The sequence below is a fragment of the Streptomyces sp. NPDC057694 genome (assembly GCF_042799415.1).
Classification (GTDB): domain Bacteria; phylum Actinomycetota; class Actinomycetes; order Streptomycetales; family Streptomycetaceae; genus Streptomyces.
Window position 1 is genome coordinate 430819 of the sequence record NZ_JBHVIX010000003.1, and the last position, 19954, is coordinate 450772.

A 19954-nucleotide genomic window follows, 5' to 3' on the forward strand; every position below is an offset into this window, starting at 1 on the left:
CGTCGAAGGGGGGGTATGTATTCACGGTTCTGGTCTGCGGGGGGGGTGGATGGTGGGTTGGTGCTCTTTGGCCGGGGTGGGGTCCGGGGAGCGGCACGGCGCGAGGTCGTACGGGGGCTACGGTGCCGGGTTCACGGCGCCAGGTTGGTGCCCAGGCGGGCGCCGGCCGGGGAGCCGACCTGCGTCACGCCGTAGTACTTGGCCGTCGACAGGCCGAGCCCGCCGCTGTTGCTCGGCACGTAGAGCAGCGTGCCGTTGCCCGTGTCCTCGCCCGCCACACCGAGCACCAGGTCGGCCCGGCCGTAGCCGGACAGGTCGGTGAGCGCGGCCGACGAACCGAGGTTGTCGTTCGTCTCGGTCGAGCCGGGGACGCCGGGCTCGTCCTGCGAGATCGCGATCGCGCCCGTGCCGGTCAGGCCGGCCGAGGAGCCCTTCAGGAGCAGCGACGTACCCGCGTTGGACTGGTTCTTGCCGCTGCGGGTGATGTCCTCGTTCGGGGCGCCGGTGAGCACGTCCGCGTAGCCGTCGTTGTTGTAGTCGCCGACCGCGACCGAGGCGCCCATGGCGTCGCCGGCCTCGGAGGCGCCGGGGACGCCGGTGGTGGACTGGTGGATCGTCGTGACCTTGGTGCCGAGGCCGGTGCCCGCCACGCCGTAGACCGCGGTGACCTGGCCGCCCGAGTGGGCCGCCGACTCGGAGGTGTAGGGCTGGCCGATGACGATGTCGTCGACGCCGTCGCCGTTGATGTCGCCGGAGGCGATGGAGCGGCCGCCCTTGACCGTGAGCGTCGCGGCCTTGCGCAGGCCGCCCGCGCCGCCCTTGTACCAGACGACCTTGCCGAGGTTCGCGCCGTCGCGGTAGTTGAGCGCGACGTCCGCGTAGCCGTCCCGGTTGAAGTCGCCGGACGTGGCGTCCTCGTAGGTCAGCTTGTCCTCGGAAGTGGTGATCATGGAGTCGCTGTCCCAGCCGTCGCCGTACCGGGCCGACCAGGTGCCGCCGAAGCCGGTGGAGGCGGCGAAGACGTCCGCCGTGCCGTCCGCGTTGAAGTCGCCGACCGCGACGGCCGAGCCGAACCGGGCGCCCGACAGGTCGTAGCTCGCGTCCAGGTTCACGCCGGTGCCGGTGGTGAAGCCCGGGCCGTACACGATGGTGTAGGCGCCGCGGTCCTTGTGCCCTGTGGTGTCGTCCTCGCCGGGCTGGCCGACGACGAGGTCGGTGTAGCCGTCGCCGTTGACGTCGCCCGTCGCTGTGGACGCGCCGAACTCGTCACCGCTCTCGCCCGCGCCCGGGATGTCCCCGGTGGACTGCGAGATGAGCTTCTTGCCGGTGGTCGTCGGGCCGGAGACGCCGCCGGGGACGATGGCGACCTGGCCGCCGCTCGCGCCCTTCGGGAGGCCCGCGACGATGTCCGAGGTGGCGTCGCCCGTCAGGTTCTGCGAGGGCAGCGCGTGGGAGATGCCCGCCGTGGCGGCCTGCGTGGCGATGCGGCTCAGCTTCGGGTACAGGTTCGCGCCCGGGCAGAGCGTGGAGTTGGTGTCCTTGTGGCCGAAGACGCGGGGCAGCGTGATGGTCTTGCCGAGCGCCACCTTGTTGCCGTCGGTGCCGAGGTCGCCGTTGGACGTCAGGGTCACCTTGTCGGTCGCCGTGAGGCCGTACTGGCCGAACTTCCAGGCGACGACCCGGGAGATCGCGTCGAGCGCGGCCTTGGTGGGCTTGGCCGACTCGAAGTTGCCGATGTAGGAGATGCCGACCGTGTCGGTGTTGAACCCGTAGTCGTGGGCGCCGTGCACCGGCAGGTCCATGCCGCCGCTGCGGCCCTCGAAGATCTGGCCGCAGCGGTCGACCACGAAGTTGTAGCCGATGTCGTAGTAGCCCTTGGCGATGTGCTCCTGCTGGATCTCGCGCAGCCGCTTCGCGGACTGGGCGCAGGGCACCGCGTTGTCGGAGTCGACGCCGGTGTGGTGCACGACGGCGGCCTTGATCTCCGCGTCGTACGACGGCGTTCCGTCGTAGTTGGTGCCGGCGCCCCACTGGGCCTGCGTGATGATCCGCGGCTTGACGACCGTCGACGGGAGGGGCGCGGGGGGCGTCTCGGACGCGGAGGCGCTGGGTGAGGCGGAGGTCGTGGCCGTGTCGCTCGGCGCGACCGAGGCCGGCGCGGAGGACTCGGGAGCCGTCGCGGTCGCCGTGGCCGTCGTCGCCGAGGGGTCCGGGGTCCCGGCCGGGGCCGTCGTCTCCTCGGAGTACGCGGCCGGCTCGATGCCCGCGCTGCGGCCCTTGGCGGAGCCGGTGCCCGGGTCGATCAGCTTGACGTCCATGCCGGAGGGCAGGTCGGACGCCTTGCCGTCGGCGTCGACGACCCGCACCTCGACGCCGTCCGCGTCGGCCTTCGTCGGCACGGACGCGGTGCCGCCGCGCAGGGCGGCCCGCTCGCGCTCGGCGCCGTCCGCGTCGATGGTCTCCTTCGGCAGCGTCGTCCACGCGCTCCAGTCGCCCGACTCCGCGTCGCGCGAGCGGAACTGGGCCGAGCCGTCGATCTTGTCCTCGGGGTCCTTCCAGGTCACCGTCACCGCGCTGAACAGCTGCGTCGACTTCTGCGGTACGACCTTGCGGTCGCTCTTCGTCTGCATGCTCACGGAGTGCACGGTCGCGGCCCGGTGGGCGGGCACGCCGTCGACGCCGGTCCCCGGGTCGGCCATCGCGTACGTGACCACGCCCGCGCCGCCCAGCGCGACGGCCCCGACCGTGATCCAGGCTCTGCGCTTGAGACTGAGCGGCTTGTACGCGTGCGCGGCGCGCGCGTCAGGCGCTTTTCCTCGCGAATGTCGCGGGCTCACTTGCCCCACCCCTTGAATAAGTCCACAGAAGAATTTCCCACCTGCCCCGCGCGTCCCGCGGGTAGTTGTCCTATCCAGCGAAAGACAGCCGGGGAACGTCACACGTTGTGCTGATGTGCTGTACGTCACTCAAGGGGTCCGGGCATAAGAGCTGTGTAGGCATATGCCTAAGAAGGGGTAAAGCTCGCCAATCACGCAGCCAAAGAATGCGTCTAACCTCGGTTTCCCCTCCCTCGCGTGGGTGAATTCACGCAGGTCAAGAGGGCCGTCGGCGATCTAGGTTCGGCAGTGATCGGCTCATGCCGCCATCCGCCCTGGAGAGGTCATGTCCTACACCTCCGCCCCCGTCCCCGCCCCCCACCCCGCTCCCACCGCCGTCCCCGCCGAGACCCTGTTCCCCCGCGAGGAGTGCGCGCCCCGCGCCGTCTACGACGCGATCCGCGACGAACTCCTCCTCGACGGCCGCAGCCGTCTCAACCTCGCCACCTTCGGCACGACCTGGATGGAGGACGAGGCCCGGCTGCTGATGGCCGAGACCGCCGACAAGAACCTCGTCGACACCGACGAGTACCCGCAGGTCGCCGACATGGAGGCGCGCTGCGTGCGGATGCTCGCCGACCTGTGGCACGCCCCCGACGCGGCCCGCGCCACCGGCTGCTCCACCACCGGCTCCAGCGAGGCCGCCATGCTCGCCGGGCTCGCGCTCAAGCGGCGCTGGGAGCACCGCCGCCGCGCCGCGGGACGGGACACCGAACGCCCCAACATCGTCGCGGGCGCCAACGTCCAGGTCTGCTGGAAGAAGTTCTGCTCGTACTTCGACGTCGAGGCGCGGCTCGTCCCGCTCGCGCCCGGCCGGCTGCACCTCACCCCGGAGATGCTCGCCGAGTACTGCGACGACCGCACCATCGGCGTGGTCGGCATCCTCGGCTCGACCTTCGACGGGTCGTACGAGCCGATCGCCGACCTGTGCCTCGCCCTCGACGGCATCCAGGCCGCCACCGGCCACGACATCCCCGTCCACGTCGACGGCGCGTCCGGCGCCCTGGTCGCCCCCTTCCTCGACCCCGATCTCCTCTGGGACTTCCAGCTCCCGCGCGTCGCCTCGATCAACACCTCGGGACACAAGTACGGGCAGGTCTTCCCCGGGCTCGGCTGGGCCCTGTGGCGGGACGCGGCGGCGCTGCCCGCCGAACTCGTCCACCACGTCGACTACTTGGGCGGCGAGATGAACACCTTCTCGCTCACCTTCACCCGCCCCGCCTCGCACGTCGCCGCGCAGTACTACACCTTCCACCGGTACGGGCACGCCGGGCTGCGCCGGCTGCACCTGGAGTCCCGGCGCACCGCGCGCGGCCTCGCCGCCGGCATCGCCGACCTCGACCTCTTCGAACTCCTCAGTGACGGCGACGAGTTGCCCGCCTTCGCCTTCCGCCTCACCGACCGGGCCCACGCCCTCGGCCTGCACGAGCGCGGCATCGCGCTGGCCATGCGGGCCCGCGGCTGGCAGGTCCCGGCGTATCCGCTGCCGACCGGACTGACCGACACCTGGGTGCTCCGCGTCGTCGTGCGCACCGGGTTCACGCCCCGGCTCGCCGCGCTCTTCCTCGACGATCTGCGCAACGCGGCGCGCACGGTCATGCGGGCCACCGTCGGCGTCCCCGCGGAGAGGGGAGCCGCGCTCGCCCTCGGCTGACCGAGGGGCGGACGGGGGCAGACGGGGGGCAGGCGTGGGGTGGGCGCGGGCCCGGGGCGCGCCCGTTCCACGCCTGCTCCCGGACGGCCGAATCCCGGAAAGGGTTGTACGAACGCGCTCAACTCGCGCTGTGAGAAGGGACATGCGCGACACCCGTGACAGCGGGGACCGCCCACCCGCTTGGTGAGTACACGGAGCGAAGCCAATGGGGGGCTCACCATGCCAGAGGGCGCGAACCACACGCCGGCCGCCGACATGCGACGGCACGCGGCGGCGTTCGTCGCGCGCGTCGCCTCGTCCCGACTGCCGCTGGACTACTCCGTCGCCAGCCTGCGCGTCGTCGACTTCCTCATCGACGGGCTGCGGAAGGGCACCACGGAACGCGGCCGTCTCGACGGCGTCCTGTTCGAACTCGGCGCGTACGTCGGCGAGGTGCTCGCCCGCCGGGCCGGTGCCGTGTGGGTGGACCTCGACGCCGGCCAGCGCGCCTACTTCGGGCAGGGAGTGGGCGTACGGATGCCGGACGGACGGGTGTGGAACCCGCTGGGCAAGGTCGTCAACCGCTACGAGGTCGGCCCGGAGGAGTCGCTGCGCACCTTCTACCTGACCCTCCCCGGCCGGACGGCGCGACGGACCGCGGAACCGGGCGGCCGGGAGTGCGCCGCGCTGTGACATTTCTGTGCGGGACGGCGCTGATCGACTCGGGGAACGTGGACGGCTGAGGCGCCGCCGTCCTGAGTGACGTACGAAGAGGAAAGCGGTTGGGGCAGGGAGGGGAGCCTCGTCGCGGGCAGGCCTTCGACGAGGAACTGGGCGCCGCCGTCGCGCGGGCTCAGACGGGCGACGAGAGCGCCTTCGCCGTGGCCTACCGGCTCGTGCAGCCGGGACTGCTCGGCTATCTGCGCGGGCTCGTCGGCGACGAGGCCGAGGACGTCGCCTCCGACGCCTGGCTGGAGATCGCCCGGGACCTCGGGCGCTTCCGCGGCGACGGCGCGGGATTCCGCGGCTGGACCGCGACCATAGCCCGCTACCGCGCCCTCGACCTGCTGCGCCGTCAGCAGGTGCGGCCCCGCTCGTCCGGCACCGAACAGGACGTGCTCGATCTGCCCGCCGTCCACAACACCGCCGAGCAGGCCTTCGAGATCCTCTCCACCGAACGCGCCCTCGCCCTGGTCGCGGGACTGCCCCGCGACCAGGCCGAGGCGGTGCTGCTGCGCGTCGTCGTCGGCCTCGACGGGCCCGCCGCCGCGCGCGTGCTCGGCAAGCGGCCCGGCGCCGTGCGCACGGCGGCGTACCGGGGGCTGAAGCGGCTCGCACGGCAGCTCGCGACCGAGGACGGCACGCACGATCAGGACGAACAGGGCGCAGAAGGCGGCGAGGAGTGACGGATGACGGTCCTCGCGCGCTGGGTGGGTCGAGATGACTGACGAACACGCCCACACCCTGGGCGAGGCGCTGGCCGCGGCGGTCCGGCCGCGACAGGCGGACGGGACGTCCGGTGAGCGGCAGGCGCTCGCCGCGTTCCGCGCCGCGCGCGACGCGGGCGCCCTCACGGCGCCGCCCCGCCGCCGCGACGACTGGCGGCCCCGGCGCGGGCGCGCACGGTGGTCCGCGCGGGCCGCCGTGGGCGCGGTCGTCGCGAGCCTCGCGGTGGGCGGGGTCGCGGTGGCCGGCATCGGCACCGTGACCGGCCCCGACACACACCGCGAGCGCTCCCGGCCCGCCCCCGCGACGACGACGTCGCCGGCCCCGGCCCCGGCCGCGCCGCGGACCACGGCTCCCGCGAAGCCGACGACCGGCGTCCTGCCACCGCGTCCGGAACAGGCCGATGACGAGCAAGCGCGTTGCAAGTCGTACGAGAACGGGCACGGCCTGAACCGGTCGGAGCGGGCGGCCGAGGGCTGCGCGACGCCCTCGGTGAGCAGTCCGGCGCCGGGGAACGCGGGGGCGGGGCACGGCTCGGGGAAGACTCCGCCCGGTCTCGCCCGTGGCCACGACAAGGACTGACCCGGGGATCCGGCGTGCGGGACGCCCTGGCACGCGGGGCCGGGCATACGGGACGGCCGAGGTCGCCACCCCCCACAGGAGAGACCCCGGCCGCCGCGCGGTACGGGTCGCGAGCGGCCCGTACTCCCTTCAGCGCCGAGGGTGCGTTTTCTGTCACACCCCGCTGTGCGCGTCGATGGTTGCCCGTTGTACAAACATGGACGCGGCGGCGTTTCAGGCCGTAGCGTGCTGATTCGCGCTGGGGGCGCACGAGACCAAGTGGGCAGGGACTGGGAGTGCTGGGGGACGACGCGGAGCTGACCGCCGCGGTGCTTGCGGCACAGGACGGGGACGAGGCCGCGTTCCGGACTGTGTACCGCGCCGTGCATCCGAGGCTGCTCGGATATCTACGCACGCTCGTCGGCGAGCCCGATGCCGAGGACGTCGCGTCGGAGTCCTGGCTGCAGATAGCCAGGGACCTTGACCGGTTCGAGGGCGACGCCGACCGGTTTCGCGGCTGGGCCGCCCGGATCGCGCGCAATCGCGCCCTGGACCACATACGCATGCGGGGACGCCGGCCCGCCATAGGCGGTGACGAGACCGAGCTCACCGGCAGACCCGCTTCCTCCGACACCGCGGGCGAGGCGATGGAGTCCCTCGCCACCGGCGACGCCATGGCGCTGATCGCCCAACTGCCGCAGGACCAGGCCGAGGCCGTCGTGCTGCGCGTCGTCGTCGGGCTGGACGCGAAGAGCGCGGCGCAGACCCTCGGCAAGCGGCCGGGAGCCGTCCGCACGGCCGCCCACCGCGGCCTGAAGCGGCTCGCGGAACTCCTCGGCACGGACATTCCGGAGACCCCGGGAACGCCCGGCCCCCTCGTCGCGCTGCCGCAGCCGAGGCAACCGAGAACAAGCACGGTGACGTCCGCCGGTGTGACGCAATCGCGTACGCGGACGCAGAAGGACATGTGATGGCCGACGAGCACTACAGGTGGCTGGACCGCGACACGGCGGAGCGTGTGCTGCGCGGAGAGCCGCTGGAGGCCGTCGGTGACGACGACGCGCGACGGGCCGGCCGGCTGACCGGGACACTGGACGCGCTGAGCGCCGTCCCTTCCGGTCCCGGCGGTGAACTCCCGGGCGAGGAAGCCGCGTTGACGGCTTTCCGTGAGGCCCGCGCCGAGTCCGCGATGGACGCCGCCGTGACCTCCGTGGGCAGTCCCGCGACCGCTGCCGGGCGGGCCGGACGGCACCGCGCGGGCGCCGCCGTCCGTCCGGCGGGCAACCGTCGGTGGGGCCGTCCGGTGCGCTTCGGGCTCGCCGCGGCCTTCGCCGCGTGCATGGTCGGCGGGGTCGCCGTCGCCGCCGGGACCGGGGTGCTGCCCTCGCCGTTCGGCGACCGGGGCAACCCGGTGCCCGCCTCCTCGGTGTCCGCCGCCCACTCCGACCGGCCGCTCTCCACGGGGTCCCCGAGCCCCACGGGCGGCGGTGACAAGACGCTGCCGGACGGCTCCGCGAACCCCGACAGGCCGTCCACCGGCCCGGACCGCAAGGAGCCGGCCCCGAAGGACAAGGGCACCTCGCCCACCCCGAAACCCGGACCGACCGAGAACGGCAGGGCGGCCGAGGCGTTGCGCCGCGAACTCACCAAGGGCTGCGTCAAGTACCGCGCCGGGCGGCTGACCGCCACGGAGAAGCAGCGTCTGCGGGACTCGGCGGAGAGATACGGACGGGGACCCGCCGACATCGCCAGAATCTGCGACCGGGTGCTCGCCGACGCCGACGACCACACCTCCGGGGCCGACGGCCAGGACGGCGGCCCGGACGGCGACGAGGACAGCGGGAGCAACGGACCCGGCAACGGCTACGGATTCGGCAACGGCCCCGGCAACAACACCCACACCAACAGCGTCGGCAGCGGCGACGACGACATTCGCTTCCACACCGTCACACCCGGCACGAGCCCGAACCCGTCCTACAGCGCGGCCCCGCAGCTCCCCACCGCAGCGCCCTCACCGTCCGCCTCTTAAGGCGTTGACCTGCGAAAACGCGGCCCCCAGAAATCCCCGTAGAAAAATCTACGCAACGGGTGTGACGTTTTTGGGGCCTGTGACGCAGTACTGAGTGAGCCGACTGGTCATCGGCCGCGCACGAGCCGGGGTTCCCCCCGTACCTTCGGCTCAGTGCCACTGGCGTGGGTGGGACACGTTCCCCCGGTCCCACCCACGCCGCTCAACATCTCCCGCCGCCCCTCCTCACCAGTAGACGACGACCTTGTCGCCGGTGCGGACCTGGGCGAACAGGCTCGCGATCTTCGCCTCGTCCCTGACGTTCACGCAGCCGTGCGAGGCGCCGGCGTAACCGCGGGCCGCGAAGTCCGACGAGTAGTGCACCGCCTGGCCCCCGCTGAAGAACATCGCGTACGGCATCGGCGTGTGGTAGATCGTCGAGACGTGGTGCCGGGACTTGAAGTCCACGTGGAAGACGCCCTCGCGGGTGGGGGTGTACTGGGACCCGAACCGCACGTCCGTCGTCATCAGCCGCTTGCCGTCCACCATCCACGACAGCGTCCTGCTGGTCTTGCTGATGCACAGCGCCCGGCCCGTCATGCAGCGCGGATCCGGCTTCGCCGCGGGCTGGCCGCCAGAGGCGTACAGCTCGTCCCTGTTCGGCTCGTGCGTCATCTTCAGCAGCCGCTGCCAGGTCACGGTGTCGGTCGTCCCCGTGCGCGGCAGCCCGCGCTTGCCCTGGAAGCCCTTGACCGCCTCGGTCGTCGAGGCTCCGTACGTCCCCGTCGGCCCGTCGAACAGCCACGCCACCTGCCGCAGCCGCGCCTGCAACTCCCGCACCTCCTGCCCCTTGGCACCCGGCGCCCACAGGGTCCTGCCCGGCTGAGCGGGCGCGGAGGCCGACGCGGACGCGGATCCGGACGGCTTGGCGTCACCGCCCGACGTGCCCGAAGCCGACCCGGACGCCGATGCCGATGCCGACGCGGACGAAGGCGCCTTGGCCGACGGGTTCGACGACGATCCCTCCACCACCTGAGCCTTACAGCCGCCGACAAGGGCGAGCACCCCGGCGGCGGCGAGAATTCTCCTTAGGACAGCTGTCCGCATGACGTCCCCCGTCTGTCGCGTCGTTCTCCTGTGTCTCTACTGATGCTTCCCGCCGCCGAAACGTTGCGAACTGCCGCTACAGTCCGTCCCGAGGGTCGATGACTACTGGTAAGTAACCGCTGGAGGCACCACCATGGCGCGCGCAACCGAGTCCGGACTGCCCATCGAGCCGGTCTACGGCCCGACAGCTCTCGACGGCTGGGACCCGGATCAGCAGCTCGGCGAACCGGGCGCGTACCCCTTCACACGCGGCGTCTACCCGACCATGTACACCGGCCGTCCCTGGACGATGCGCCAGTACGCGGGCTTCGGCACGGCGGTGGAGTCCAACGCCCGCTACCAGCAGCTCATCGCCAACGGCACGACGGGCCTGTCGGTCGCCTTCGACCTGCCGACCCAGATGGGCCACGACAGCGACGCGCCCCTCGCCTCGGGCGAGGTCGGCAAGGTCGGTGTCGCCATCGACTCGGTCGACGACATGCGGGTGCTCTTCGACGGCATCCCCCTGGACAAGGTGTCGACGTCGATGACGATCAACGCCCCCGCCGCCCTCCTGCTGCTCATGTACCAACTGGTGGGTGAGGAGCAGGGAGTGCCGGCGGAGAAGCTCACCGGCACGATCCAGAACGACGTGCTCAAGGAGTACATCGCCCGCGGCACCTACATCTTCCCGCCCAAGCCCTCCCTCCGGCTGATCGCGGACATCTTCAAGTACTGCAAGGCCGAGATCCCGAAGTGGAACACCATCTCGATCTCCGGCTACCACATGGCGGAGGCGGGGGCCTCGCCCGCGCAGGAGATCGCCTTCACCCTCGCCGACGGCATCGAGTACGTGCGCACCGCCGTCGCCGCCGGCATGGACGTCGACGACTTCGCCCCGCGCCTGTCCTTCTTCTTCGTGGCCCGGACGACGATCCTCGAGGAGGTCGCCAAGTTCCGTGCCGCGCGCCGCATCTGGGCCCGGGTGATGAAGGAGGAGTTCGGCGCCGAGAACCCCAAGTCGCTGATGCTCCGCTTCCACACCCAGACGGCCGGCGTCCAGCTGACCGCCCAGCAGCCGGAGGTCAACCTGGTCCGGGTCGCCGTCCAGGGCCTCGGCGCCGTCCTCGGCGGCACCCAGTCGCTGCACACCAACTCCTTCGACGAGGCCATCGCGCTGCCGACCGACAAGTCCGCCCGGCTCGCCCTGCGCACCCAGCAGGTCCTCGCCTACGAGACCGACGTGACCGCCACCGTCGACCCCTTCGCCGGGTCCTACGTGGTGGAGAAGATGACCGACGACGTGGAGGCGGCCGCCCTCGCCCTCATGGAGCGGGTCGAGGACCTGGGCGGCGCGGTCAGCGCGATCGAGCACGGCTTCCAGAAGTCCGAGATCGAGCGCTCCGCCTACCGCATCGCGCAGGAGACCGACTCCGGCGAGCGCGTCGTGGTCGGCGTCAACCGCTACCAGCTCGACGAGGAGGAGCCCTACGAGCCGCTCCGCGTCGACCCCGCCATCGAGGCCCAGCAGGCCGAGCGCCTGGCGCGGCTGCGCGCCGAGCGCGACCAGAAGGCGGTGGACTCCGCGCTGGCCGCCCTGAAGGAGGCCGCCGGGTCCGACGCGGACACCGCCAACGTGCTCTACCCGATGAAGGACGCCCTGCGCGCCCGCGCCACCGTCGGCGAGGTCTGCGACGCGCTGCGCGAGGTGTGGGGCACCTACGTCCCCTCGGACACCTTCTGACCTGCACTTCCTTGATCTTCTCGGTGACCGCTCCCGTGATGTGAAACCCCTGCGCGGAGTGTCGTACCCATGTGCGACACTCCGGGCATGCTGGGTGTCATCGATCTTCCGACCTATCTCGCGGGTCTCGTCCTCATCATCCTTCTCCCGGGGCCGAACTCGCTGTATGTGCTCTCCCTCGCCGCCCGCCGGGGCATCCGCACCGGCTACAAGGGGGCCGCCGGAGTCTGGTGCGGGGACACCGTGCTGATGACCCTGTCCGCCGCCGGAGTCGCCTCCCTGCTCCAGGCCAACGCCGTGATCTTCAGCATCGTGAAGTACGCGGGCGCCGGCTATCTCACCTGGCTCGCGATCGGCATGCTGCGCGCCGCCGTGTCGATGTGGCGCACCCGGCGCGAGCGGCTCGCCGCCGAGGTGTCCGGGGACGCGGCCAAGGAGGCCCAGGAGCGTCCGTTCCGCCGTGCCTTCGTGATCAGCCTCCTCAACCCGAAGGCGATCCTGTTCTTCATCGCCTTCTTCGTACAGTTCGTGGACCCCTCCTATGCCTACCCGGCGCTCTCCTTCGTGGTCCTCGGTGCCTTCGCCCAGGTCGCGAGCGTGCTGTACCTCTCGGCGCTGATCTTCAGCGGCACCCGCCTCGCCGCCGCCTTCCGCCGCCGCAGGCGGCTGTCGGCCGGTGCCACCTCGGCGGCCGGGGTGCTGTTCCTGGGCTTCGCCGTGAAGCTGTCGCTGGCCAGCGTGTAGGGCTCCGGCGGGCGGGACTCGCTCGAGTGATCCGGGGCGGATCTCCTGCACTGCCGGTTACGCTCGTGGAGTGTGACTCCCCAAGGAGGATGCCGTGGCTGCCGTACTGCACGAGATGACGATCGATGAAGCTGCCGACCGTCTGTCCAAGGCGCTGCCCAGGCACCGTGTGGAGGTCCTCAAGGGGAACATCGTCGGGACACCGCCGCCGGACGGACCGCACCAGGAAACTGTGGGAGAGCTCGTCTACCTCTTCCGGCAAGTTGGAGGGCGAGACGCCGGGGTCAAGGGGCTGCCCGGCATCGGCCTCTGGCTCGGCACCGGACCGGACGACCGCGCCGAGCCGGACTGGGCGATCGTCGAGGCCGACTACAAGGACGCTCACGTCAAGCAGAACTACTACGCCGCGAACGTCTTCCGACTCGTTCTCGAAGTGACCTCGTCCAACTGGGAGAACGACCTCATCACGAAGGTCGAGTCCTACGCCGGGGCACGCATCCCGGTCTACGTCGTCGCCGATCGCAAGCACGACCAGGTGGTGCTGTACAGCGAACCGCTGGGTGATTCCTACGCCGAGCGCACCGTCTACAAGCGAGGGGAGACGGTCCCCGTGCCGGAGAGCGTCGGCGTGACGCTGGAGCTGCCCGTCGACGTCCTCCTCGACGGTGACGGCGACTGACGTCACCCTTTCCCGACGCCGACCCCCGCCAGATACTCCACCACCCCCTCCGCCGCATCCCCGGCCCACCCGACATAGCCGTCCGGCCGCACCAGGAAGACACCGGTGCCGTACGCCTCGTACGCCGGGACCGTGACCGTGCGGACCGACTCGCTGTCCAGTTGTGGCAGCGCGGCACCGTCCACCCCCACCGCGAGCAGCGTCCAGTGCGGGCCGCGGAAGGCGTCGAAGAGGCGGATGCCGCCGGGCCGGCCGTCCGGCGCCCGGTCGCCCGCCCGCAGCGCGTCCTCGGACAGCTCCCCGCGAGTCTCCACGGTCAGCGCCGACTCCCGGTAGCCGATGCCCAGTTGGCGCAGTTCGCCGCCGCGCCGGACCGGGGTCTTCGAGCGGTGGATGCGGGTGCTGACACCGAGAATGCCCGCCGCGACCGGTATCCGCTCCTCCTCATAGGTGTCCAGCAGCGACTCGGGGGCACCGGCGAGGACGGCCGCCAGCTTCCACGACAGGTTGTACGCGTCCTGCACGCTCGTGTTCAGCCCCTGGCCGCCCGCCGGGGAGTGGATGTGCGCGGCGTCGCCCGCCAGGAAGACCCGGCCCGAGCGGAAGCGGTCCGCCAGTGCCGCCCGCGCCCGGAAGTCCGAGGCCCAGAGCACCTCGGCGACGTGCTCCTCGGCGAGCACCGTACGGGCCGCGAGGAGCTTGGCCACGCCCGCCGGCGAGGTGTCGGGGAGTGCCGACTCGTCCGCGTACTGCGCGGCCAGCTGGAAGACCCGGCCGCCGTCCGGCGCCGACGGCAGCGGGCAGAACGCCACCGTGCCCTCCGCCGCCTTCGGCCACACGTGCCAGTGCGTGTCCGGGACCGGGGCGTCGTCCGTGATCCGCACGTCCGCGACCAGCATCGGCTTCGCGTCCACCGTCTCCCCGGTCATGCCGATGCCGAGGGCCGCGCGGACCGTGGAGCGGCCGCCGTCCGCCGCCACCGCGTACCGCGCGCGGACCGTCGAGCCGTCCGCGAGCGTCGCCGTCACACCGGCCGGGTCCTGCGCGAGGTCCGTCAGCGCGGCACCGAACCGCACCCCGCCGCCCAGCTCCCGCAGCCGTGCGTACAGCACCTCCTGCGTGCGGGCCTGCGGTATCAGCCAGCCATTGGGGAACGGCACCTGCTCGCTCGGCTCGGAGCGCTCCATCATGTCCCACTCCTGGCCGGGTGCGTCGCCCTCCCAGATCCGCATCGTCGGGTACTCCGTGCCGGCCGCGCGGACGGCGTCCAGCACCCCGAGGTCGTACAGCACCTCCTGCGTGCGCGGTTGCAGTCCCTTGCCGCGCGAGCCGGGGAACAGGCCGTCCGCCCGCTCCACCAGCAGGGCGTCCACCCCGCGCCGGGCCAGATCCGCCGCCAGCACCAGGCCTGTCGGGCCCGCGCCCACGATCAGCACGTCTGTCATCGTCGCCACGTCCGTCATCGCCACCCTCTCCTTAACGTCGTTAAGTTCGATGTGCCGAGCATCGCCTTAACGGCGTTAAACTGTCAAGCGTGGCCGACGAAAAGAACCCGAAAGACGCCAAGAAGCCGAAGCTCGACAAGGCGCACGTAGCCGACACCGCCCTGGATCTGCTGAACGACGTGGGTCTGGAAGGGCTGACGCTGCGCGCCATCGCCAAGGAGCTGAACGTGCAGGCGCCCGCCCTGTACTGGCACTTCAAGAACAAGCAGGCGCTGCTCGACGAGATGGCGACCGTGATGTTCCGGCGGATGGTCGGCGCCGGAGAGGCGGGCGTCGCCCATGAGCCCCAGGGCTCCTGGCAGGAGTGGCTGATGCTCGGCAGCCGCCAGTTGCGCGCCACGCTGCTGCGCTATCGCGACGGCGCCCGGGTCTTCAGCGGCTCACAGTTCACCGGGACCGACCACGGCCCCGGCATGGAGGCGAATCTGCGCTTCCTGACGGAGGCCGGATTCGGCGCGGACCAGGCCGCCTGGGCGAGTTCCACCGTATGGATGTTCACGCTCGGGTTCGTCACCGAGGAGCAGGGTGTGCAGCCGCTGCCCGGCGAGCGGCGCCCCGGCTACGACGTGGCGGAGCGCGCCGAGATGCTGGCCGACTATCCGCTCGCCGCGGCCGCGGGAGAGCACCTGTTCACCGGGTTCGACGAGCGGTTCGAGGAAGGGCTGCGGCTGATCGTCGCGGGGATCGAGGCGCGGTACGGGGTGCGCTGAGGAGCGCCCCGGATCACGGGGCGAGCGCCCCGCGCAGCCGCGGCGTCGCCCACCGCTCCACGTACCGGTTCACCAGCCAGGCGAGGACCAGCATCGACGCCACCGTCCCCGCGATCGTGACCGACGACGGCAGCCCGACGCGCCGGTGCAGGAAGCCGATCACCACCCAGCCCAGGTGCTCGTGGACCAGGTAGAAGGGGTACGTCAGCGCGCCCGCCGTCGTGAGCCAGCGCCAGTTCGCCCAGGTCAGCCGGCCCGTGGCGATCGCCGCGACCGCCGCGAAGCCCAGCGTGACCACCGCGACGATGCCGAGCGACGAGCGCTGCGAGAAAGCGTGCGGGTCCGGCGCGTGCCACAGGCCCGCCACCGCGTAGTGCTGGCCGATCGCCCAGCCGACCGCGACGATTCCCCAGGCCAGGACGTCCCGCCGGTCGCGGTGGACCAGGTACAGGCCGATGCCGCCGATGAAGAACGGCGCGTACTCGGGCATGAGGAGCACCCCGAGGAACGGCTCGCCCGAGGCCTGGGCCAGCGCCGCCGCCAGGGTCCACACCGCGCAGAACAGCACGACGCGCTGCCGGGTCGCGCCCGGCAGCACCACGCACAGGGCGAACAGGGCGTAGAAGCGCAGCTCCGCCCACAGGGTCCAGCACACGCCCAGCACCCGGTCGGCGCCCAGTGGTTGCTGGAGCATCGTGAGGTTCAGCAGCGCGTCGCTGGGCGAGACCGTCGCGTAGGCGACCATCGGCAGCGCGAAGACGGCCGTCACCAGGACGACCGCCACCCAGTACGCGGGAAAGAGCCGGGCCACGCGGGACGCGAAGAACGACCGCAGCGGCCGGCCCCAGCCGCTGCGGCAGATGACGAAACCGCTGATGACGAAGAAGACCTGCACGCCCAGGCAGCCGTACGCGAACAGGCCACTCAGCGTGGGGAACTGCTCGCGCGGCGACGTGCCCCAGGCGGTGGCGACGTCACCGCCCCGGCCGCCGTAGTGATAGGCCGCGACCATCAGCGCGGCGACCAGCCGCAGCCCGTCCAGGGCGCGCAGCCGGCCGTCGCCCCCGCCCCGCGGGCGGGAGGGTGTCGGCAGCCGGTCCGTCCCGTCGCCGCCGGACGGTACGGCGGTCGTCGGCGCGGTGTCCGGCGTGCTGACGACCGTCTCGGTCACGGGTGCTGCTCCCTGCTGTGCGTCGTGGTGCCGCGAAGGCGGCGGCGGGTCACAGCCCACACTAGGCAGCGGCACAGCAGGAGTTGGAGCGTGGCGGGACCGGTTCGCCGACTGCTCGTGAGAACGTCATCCGCCGGTCACCCGTTGTCGGCCACCCGTTGTCAGCCGAGAAGGCGGCGCAGGTTCAGCCGGCCCCACAGCATGCTCGTCGCGAACGACAGCGCCATGACCGTGGCGAGCAGACCGACCAGGATCAGTCCCGCCACCGGACCGCTCCAGTCCGGCGACACCAGCGGCCGGACGATCTCCTCGACGAACAGCACGTGCACCATGTACGCGCCCAGCGCGGCGCCGGCCAGCTTCTGCAGCAACGGCCGCCACTTCTCCGGGATGTTGACCCGGCTGACCAGCAGCAGCACACAGATGAAGCTGACGGCCACGAACAGGTGGGCGTTCGGGATCACGTAGTGGACCTGCGTGTTGTACCAGAGGCACGCCGCCATGGCGATCGGCAGCAGGACCAGCAGCGCCTTGCGCCACCGCACGACCCCGGCCGGAATGGCGAAGAGCATCGCGCCGCCGACCGCGTACACCACCGAGTACGTGCTGAACCCCCAGGCCACGGTGGGCATTTCGTGGCCGGTGGTCTCCGTGATGGTGCTCAGCACGCTGGGCAGCACGGCGATGCCTAGCAGCACGGCGCCCAGGCCCCACGGACGCTTGCCCGCCCGGATCAGCATCGCGAACGCGAGGAGCACGATGATCGGGATGTACGTGTACATGAACCACAGGTGGTACGCGGGCTCCACCGAACCGACGAGGGAGTCCGCCGCCAGCTCGGTCATGGGCCGCTCGTTGCGGTCGCGCAGCCACGCCCACAGCAGATACACCGCGGTCCACGCGAAGAGCGGCACCGTGTTGCGCACGAGCCGCTTCCACATGCGGGCGCTGTCCTTCGGCGGCGCGCCCACGAGCACCGCCCACCCGGCTATCGCGAAGTACATCGGGACGGCGAACGGGTTGATCGCCTCGGCGACGTGCCCCGCCCAGTACGAACCGGCGCCGTTCGCCGGGTCGTTGCCCGTGGAGCGGATGAACTGGGAGCCGACGTGCCCCAGCATGACGATGGCGGAGCACAGCAGCCGCATCAGGTCGACGTCGAAGCGGTGCTCGCGCGGCGCGGCCGGCTGCACCACGACGGCCGGGGCGGCAGCGGCGGCCTGGGTCTCCGCGGTCTCGGGCGGGCTGAGGGTCGTCTCGGGTTGCACGGCGCGCCTTTCGGAGGCGGGAGGGTGAGGGACGGGGGCGGTGCCGCTCCGCGCGGTCATCGCCGGGGGGTGCGCCGGACGGTCCTGCCGACCACGCGCCGGGCCCGGCGAGCCTGGAGCTTCGCGCGGGCCTGCGGTCCGGCGCCGGGCAGGTCCAGTTCGGCCAGGCGCGGCTCGGGGAAGTAGTGGCCGGGCAGCCCGGCGAGGTGCTCACGCAGATAGGCCTCGGCCTGCTCGCGCGACTGCTCCAGGAGGGCGGGCTGCATGCAGAAGCCGATCGTGCGCACCAGCGGCGGCAGCGACGCGGGCGCCGTGCCGACGAGGGCCGCGCTCTCGCCGGCCGCCAGGTCGGGCACCACATGGTCGACGATCGCCAGCGGGACGCGGTTGCTGTTCTGGTACGGCTTCAGCCGCTCCATCACCAGCGCCGTGCCGACCCTGCCGACCGGGACGTCGTAGTACGCCGACGCCGTCACCATCGCCGTGGAGAAACAGCCGACGACCAGCTCCGGCCGGACGTGCTCGTACAGCGTCTCGGCGAGCAACGGCGCGTCGAGCACGGCGAGTCGGACCCCCGCGTCGGCGGCCGCCTTGCTCAGCGCCGCCGAATAGCTGGGCGGCGCCGTCGGGTGGGGCTTGAACACGATCGACCGGTGCCCGGCCCGTGCGGCGGCGCCGAGCATCCGGACATGGAGGTCCTCCTCCTCGTCCGCGCTGAGGATGTTGATCGCCGCCAGATACTGCCCCAACAGCACGGCGGTGGGCGCCTGTTCGCGTACGGGCGTCAGGCGCGGGTCGTCGGCGGCCTCCGCGGCGATCTCGTCGAGCACCGCCCGGAACGCCTCGTCCGGGACGACCTCGGGTGCCACGTCGAACTCGGAGAGCAGCAGCGGGCGCAGCCCCGGCACCAGGTCGAGCTGGAGCAGCCGTTGGATGCGCGAGCCGATGGACAGCGGCAGCCGCTCGCGGGTCGGGCCGTAGCTCATCAGCCCGTCCGCGTACACGTGCACGGCGCTCTCCGAGAAGATCGCGGCCAGCGCGCGGCCCGGGTTGACCTGGATCGACTCGACGGCGATCTCGACCTTCTCGCGCGGGCCGATGTCCCAGGCCAGCCGGAACGCCCGCTGCCACAGCGTCGCGTCGTCGCCGCGCGGACCCCAGACGCTGGGGTGGTGCGGGCGGATCGCCTCGTTCCAGCTGACCACCTGGTCGAAGCGGCGGACGATCGGCGCGTAGCCGTGCATCTCGTCGAGGCGCAGCGCGGTCTCCGGCACCGTCGCGTTCTGGGAGACCAGCAGGATGCGCCGGGTCCCCTCGCGCGCGCCGAACTGCCCCGCGTCGAGTGCGGCGGCCAGCGTGGCCGCTCCGTACAGCGTCGAGACCTGGAAGATCTGGGTGGTGCGGTGAGCGCTCTGTGTCAGGTGGGTGCTGTGAGCGCTGTGGGTGCTGTCACGCATGGGTCAGGCAGCCTTCCGGCCGTCACGCAGGCGGCTGAGGGTGCGGCTCCGCTTGCTGTCGATCGATCTGAGGGTCTCCTCCAGCACCTGCTCGGGCATGCGGTGGAGGGCGGCGCGGGCCTCGCGGCGCAGGCGCCGGGCCGCCGTGGTGTCGTACTCGTCCGCCTTGCCCAGGTGGAAGGCGATCATCGCGCAGTACGTCCGCACGGCCTTGGGGAGGAAGCGCTCGGCCTCGGGGTCGTTCTTCACGTCCTCCAGCAGGAGGTCGTAGGCCGGGATGAAGTCCAGCTGGCGGTCGTCCTTGATCTGGGTCAGGGAGGTCGCCACGCCCCGCCGGTAGAAGATCCCGTGCAGGCCCACGGCCGCGTACGTCTGCGCCTTCAGATGCAGGCGCCAGATCCACAACCGGTCCTCGGCCGTGCGCAGTTGGGTCGCGAAGCGCATCCCGCCGTCGTCGAAGAGATGCCCGCTGTAGATGCCCGCCCAGACGAAGGGATAGTCGACCATCGTCTCGCGGTGGGCCGGCGCTATGCCGTCCCGGGCCGCGAACACGGTGTCGCGGGCGCCGGCCGGAGGTCTTCGCACGACCCGGTCCCGGCCGGTGGCCTGGACGTGGTCGGTGCGGGCGAAGTCGCAGCCCAACTCCTGTATTCGGTCCACGAGTTCGGGCAGGTATCCGGGCGCGTACCAGTCGTCGCCGTCGAGGAACGTGAGGTAGTCGCCGTGCGCCGCGTCGATGCCGGTGTTGCGGGCCTGCGCGATGCCCCGGTTCTCCTCGTGCCGCAGCACGCGGGCGTTGGGGAGCTTCCGCGCCCAGCTGTCGATGATCTGCGGAGTGGAGTCCGTGGAGCAGTCGTCGACGATCAGGAACTCGAAGTCGGGGTGCACGTTGCCGACGAGACTTCGCAAGGTGCTCTCGGCGAAGGCCCCCACATTGTGCATGGGGACGATGACGGAAAGTATCGGCACGCGTGCCACTCCAAAAAATGTTCGAGTCTGTGGCGGGTCGTGCACAGGTTAGGGATGTTCCCGGTGTGAACGGTGACCGGAGAAGCGCCGTTGGGTG

17 protein-coding genes are annotated in these 19954 nt (G+C 71.7%); 10 read left to right on the plus strand and 7 right to left on the minus strand.

Annotated features, from left to right (window positions below; all coding sequences use genetic code 11):
- Positions 1 to 131: 131 nt before the first annotated feature.
- The gene (locus tag ACFVDP_RS11840; protein ID WP_383487103.1) at positions 132 to 2837 is read right to left on the minus strand and encodes an N-acetylmuramoyl-L-alanine amidase; all 2706 of its coding nucleotides are present in this window, start codon (positions 2835 to 2837) and stop codon (positions 132 to 134) included.
- Positions 2838 to 3162: 325 nt separating this feature from the next.
- Here ACFVDP_RS11840 and ACFVDP_RS11845 point away from each other — a divergent pair, with 325 nt between their 5' ends.
- The 6 genes from ACFVDP_RS11845 (at position 3163) to ACFVDP_RS11870 (ending at position 8545) form a co-directional block, all read left to right on the plus strand.
- Positions 3163 to 4530, plus strand: coding sequence for a glutamate decarboxylase (locus ACFVDP_RS11845; RefSeq protein WP_383487106.1), 1368 nt, complete (start codon positions 3163 to 3165; stop codon positions 4528 to 4530).
- A gap of 219 nt (positions 4531 to 4749) precedes the next feature.
- The gene (locus tag ACFVDP_RS11850) at positions 4750 to 5202 is read left to right on the plus strand and encodes a hypothetical protein (protein ID WP_383487109.1); all 453 of its coding nucleotides are present in this window, start codon (positions 4750 to 4752) and stop codon (positions 5200 to 5202) included.
- Between the two features lie 89 nt (positions 5203 to 5291).
- Complete coding sequence (locus ACFVDP_RS11855; protein WP_383487111.1) at positions 5292 to 5915, plus strand: RNA polymerase sigma factor; 624 nt, start codon at positions 5292 to 5294, stop codon at positions 5913 to 5915.
- A 34-nt stretch (positions 5916 to 5949) separates the two neighbouring features.
- On the plus strand, positions 5950 to 6537 hold the full coding sequence (locus ACFVDP_RS11860) for a hypothetical protein (protein ID WP_383487114.1): 588 nt from the start codon (positions 5950 to 5952) through the stop codon (positions 6535 to 6537).
- A 275-nt stretch (positions 6538 to 6812) separates the two neighbouring features.
- Positions 6813 to 7487 carry an RNA polymerase sigma factor gene (locus ACFVDP_RS11865; RefSeq protein ID WP_383487117.1) on the plus strand — a complete coding sequence of 225 codons (675 nt, stop codon included), beginning with the start codon at positions 6813 to 6815 and terminating at the stop codon, positions 7485 to 7487.
- Positions 7487 to 8545 (plus strand): extensin, encoded by a 1059-nt coding sequence (locus ACFVDP_RS11870; protein WP_383487118.1) that lies wholly within the window; start codon positions 7487 to 7489, stop codon positions 8543 to 8545. Before ACFVDP_RS11865 ends, ACFVDP_RS11870 begins: the two co-directional genes overlap by 1 nt.
- A 225-nt stretch (positions 8546 to 8770) precedes the next feature.
- Here the strand turns inward: ACFVDP_RS11870 and ACFVDP_RS11875 are convergent, their stop codons facing one another.
- Positions 8771 to 9631, minus strand: a complete 861-nt coding sequence (locus ACFVDP_RS11875; protein ID WP_383487121.1) for a L,D-transpeptidase family protein — start codon at positions 9629 to 9631, stop codon at positions 8771 to 8773.
- Between the two features lie 133 nt (positions 9632 to 9764).
- Between ACFVDP_RS11875 and ACFVDP_RS11880 the strand changes: the two genes are divergently transcribed.
- From ACFVDP_RS11880 to ACFVDP_RS11890, 3 genes are all read left to right on the plus strand, one after another.
- A complete protein-coding gene (locus ACFVDP_RS11880; protein WP_383487123.1) occupies positions 9765 to 11354 on the plus strand; it encodes a methylmalonyl-CoA mutase in 1590 nt (529 codons plus the stop codon).
- 87 nt (positions 11355 to 11441) lie between these two features.
- Entirely contained in the window at positions 11442 to 12098 is a 657-nt protein-coding gene (leuE, locus tag ACFVDP_RS11885; RefSeq protein WP_383487126.1) for a leucine efflux protein LeuE, read from the plus strand.
- Positions 12099 to 12192: 94 nt separating this feature from the next.
- Positions 12193 to 12777 carry a Uma2 family endonuclease gene (locus tag ACFVDP_RS11890; RefSeq protein WP_383487129.1) on the plus strand — a complete coding sequence of 195 codons (585 nt, stop codon included), beginning with the start codon at positions 12193 to 12195 and terminating at the stop codon, positions 12775 to 12777.
- Between the two features lie 2 nt (positions 12778 to 12779).
- Here ACFVDP_RS11890 and ACFVDP_RS11895 read toward each other — a convergent pair whose 3' ends face one another.
- A complete protein-coding gene (locus ACFVDP_RS11895; protein ID WP_383487132.1) occupies positions 12780 to 14240 on the minus strand; it encodes an FAD-dependent monooxygenase in 1461 nt (486 codons plus the stop codon).
- 71 nt (positions 14241 to 14311) lie between these two features.
- On the opposite strand from ACFVDP_RS11895, the gene ACFVDP_RS11900 reads away from it, so the two are divergent.
- Positions 14312 to 14992, plus strand: coding sequence for a TetR/AcrR family transcriptional regulator C-terminal domain-containing protein (locus tag ACFVDP_RS11900; RefSeq protein ID WP_383487134.1), 681 nt, complete (start codon positions 14312 to 14314; stop codon positions 14990 to 14992).
- Positions 14993 to 15005: 13 nt separating this feature from the next.
- On the opposite strand, the gene ACFVDP_RS11905 is transcribed toward ACFVDP_RS11900, so the two are convergent.
- The 4 genes from ACFVDP_RS11905 to ACFVDP_RS11920 form a co-directional block, all read right to left on the minus strand.
- Positions 15006 to 16085, minus strand: coding sequence for an acyltransferase family protein (locus ACFVDP_RS11905; protein WP_383487362.1), 1080 nt, complete (start codon positions 16083 to 16085; stop codon positions 15006 to 15008).
- A gap of 239 nt (positions 16086 to 16324) precedes the next feature.
- On the minus strand, positions 16325 to 17431 hold the full coding sequence (locus ACFVDP_RS11910) for an acyltransferase (protein WP_383487137.1): 1107 nt from the start codon (positions 17429 to 17431) through the stop codon (positions 16325 to 16327).
- 56 nt (positions 17432 to 17487) lie between these two features.
- A complete protein-coding gene (locus ACFVDP_RS11915; protein WP_383487140.1) occupies positions 17488 to 18888 on the minus strand; it encodes a polysialyltransferase family glycosyltransferase in 1401 nt (466 codons plus the stop codon).
- A gap of 3 nt (positions 18889 to 18891) precedes the next feature.
- Positions 18892 to 19857 (minus strand): glycosyltransferase family 2 protein, encoded by a 966-nt coding sequence (locus tag ACFVDP_RS11920; RefSeq protein ID WP_383487143.1) that lies wholly within the window; start codon positions 19855 to 19857, stop codon positions 18892 to 18894.
- Positions 19858 to 19954 lie beyond the last annotated feature (97 nt).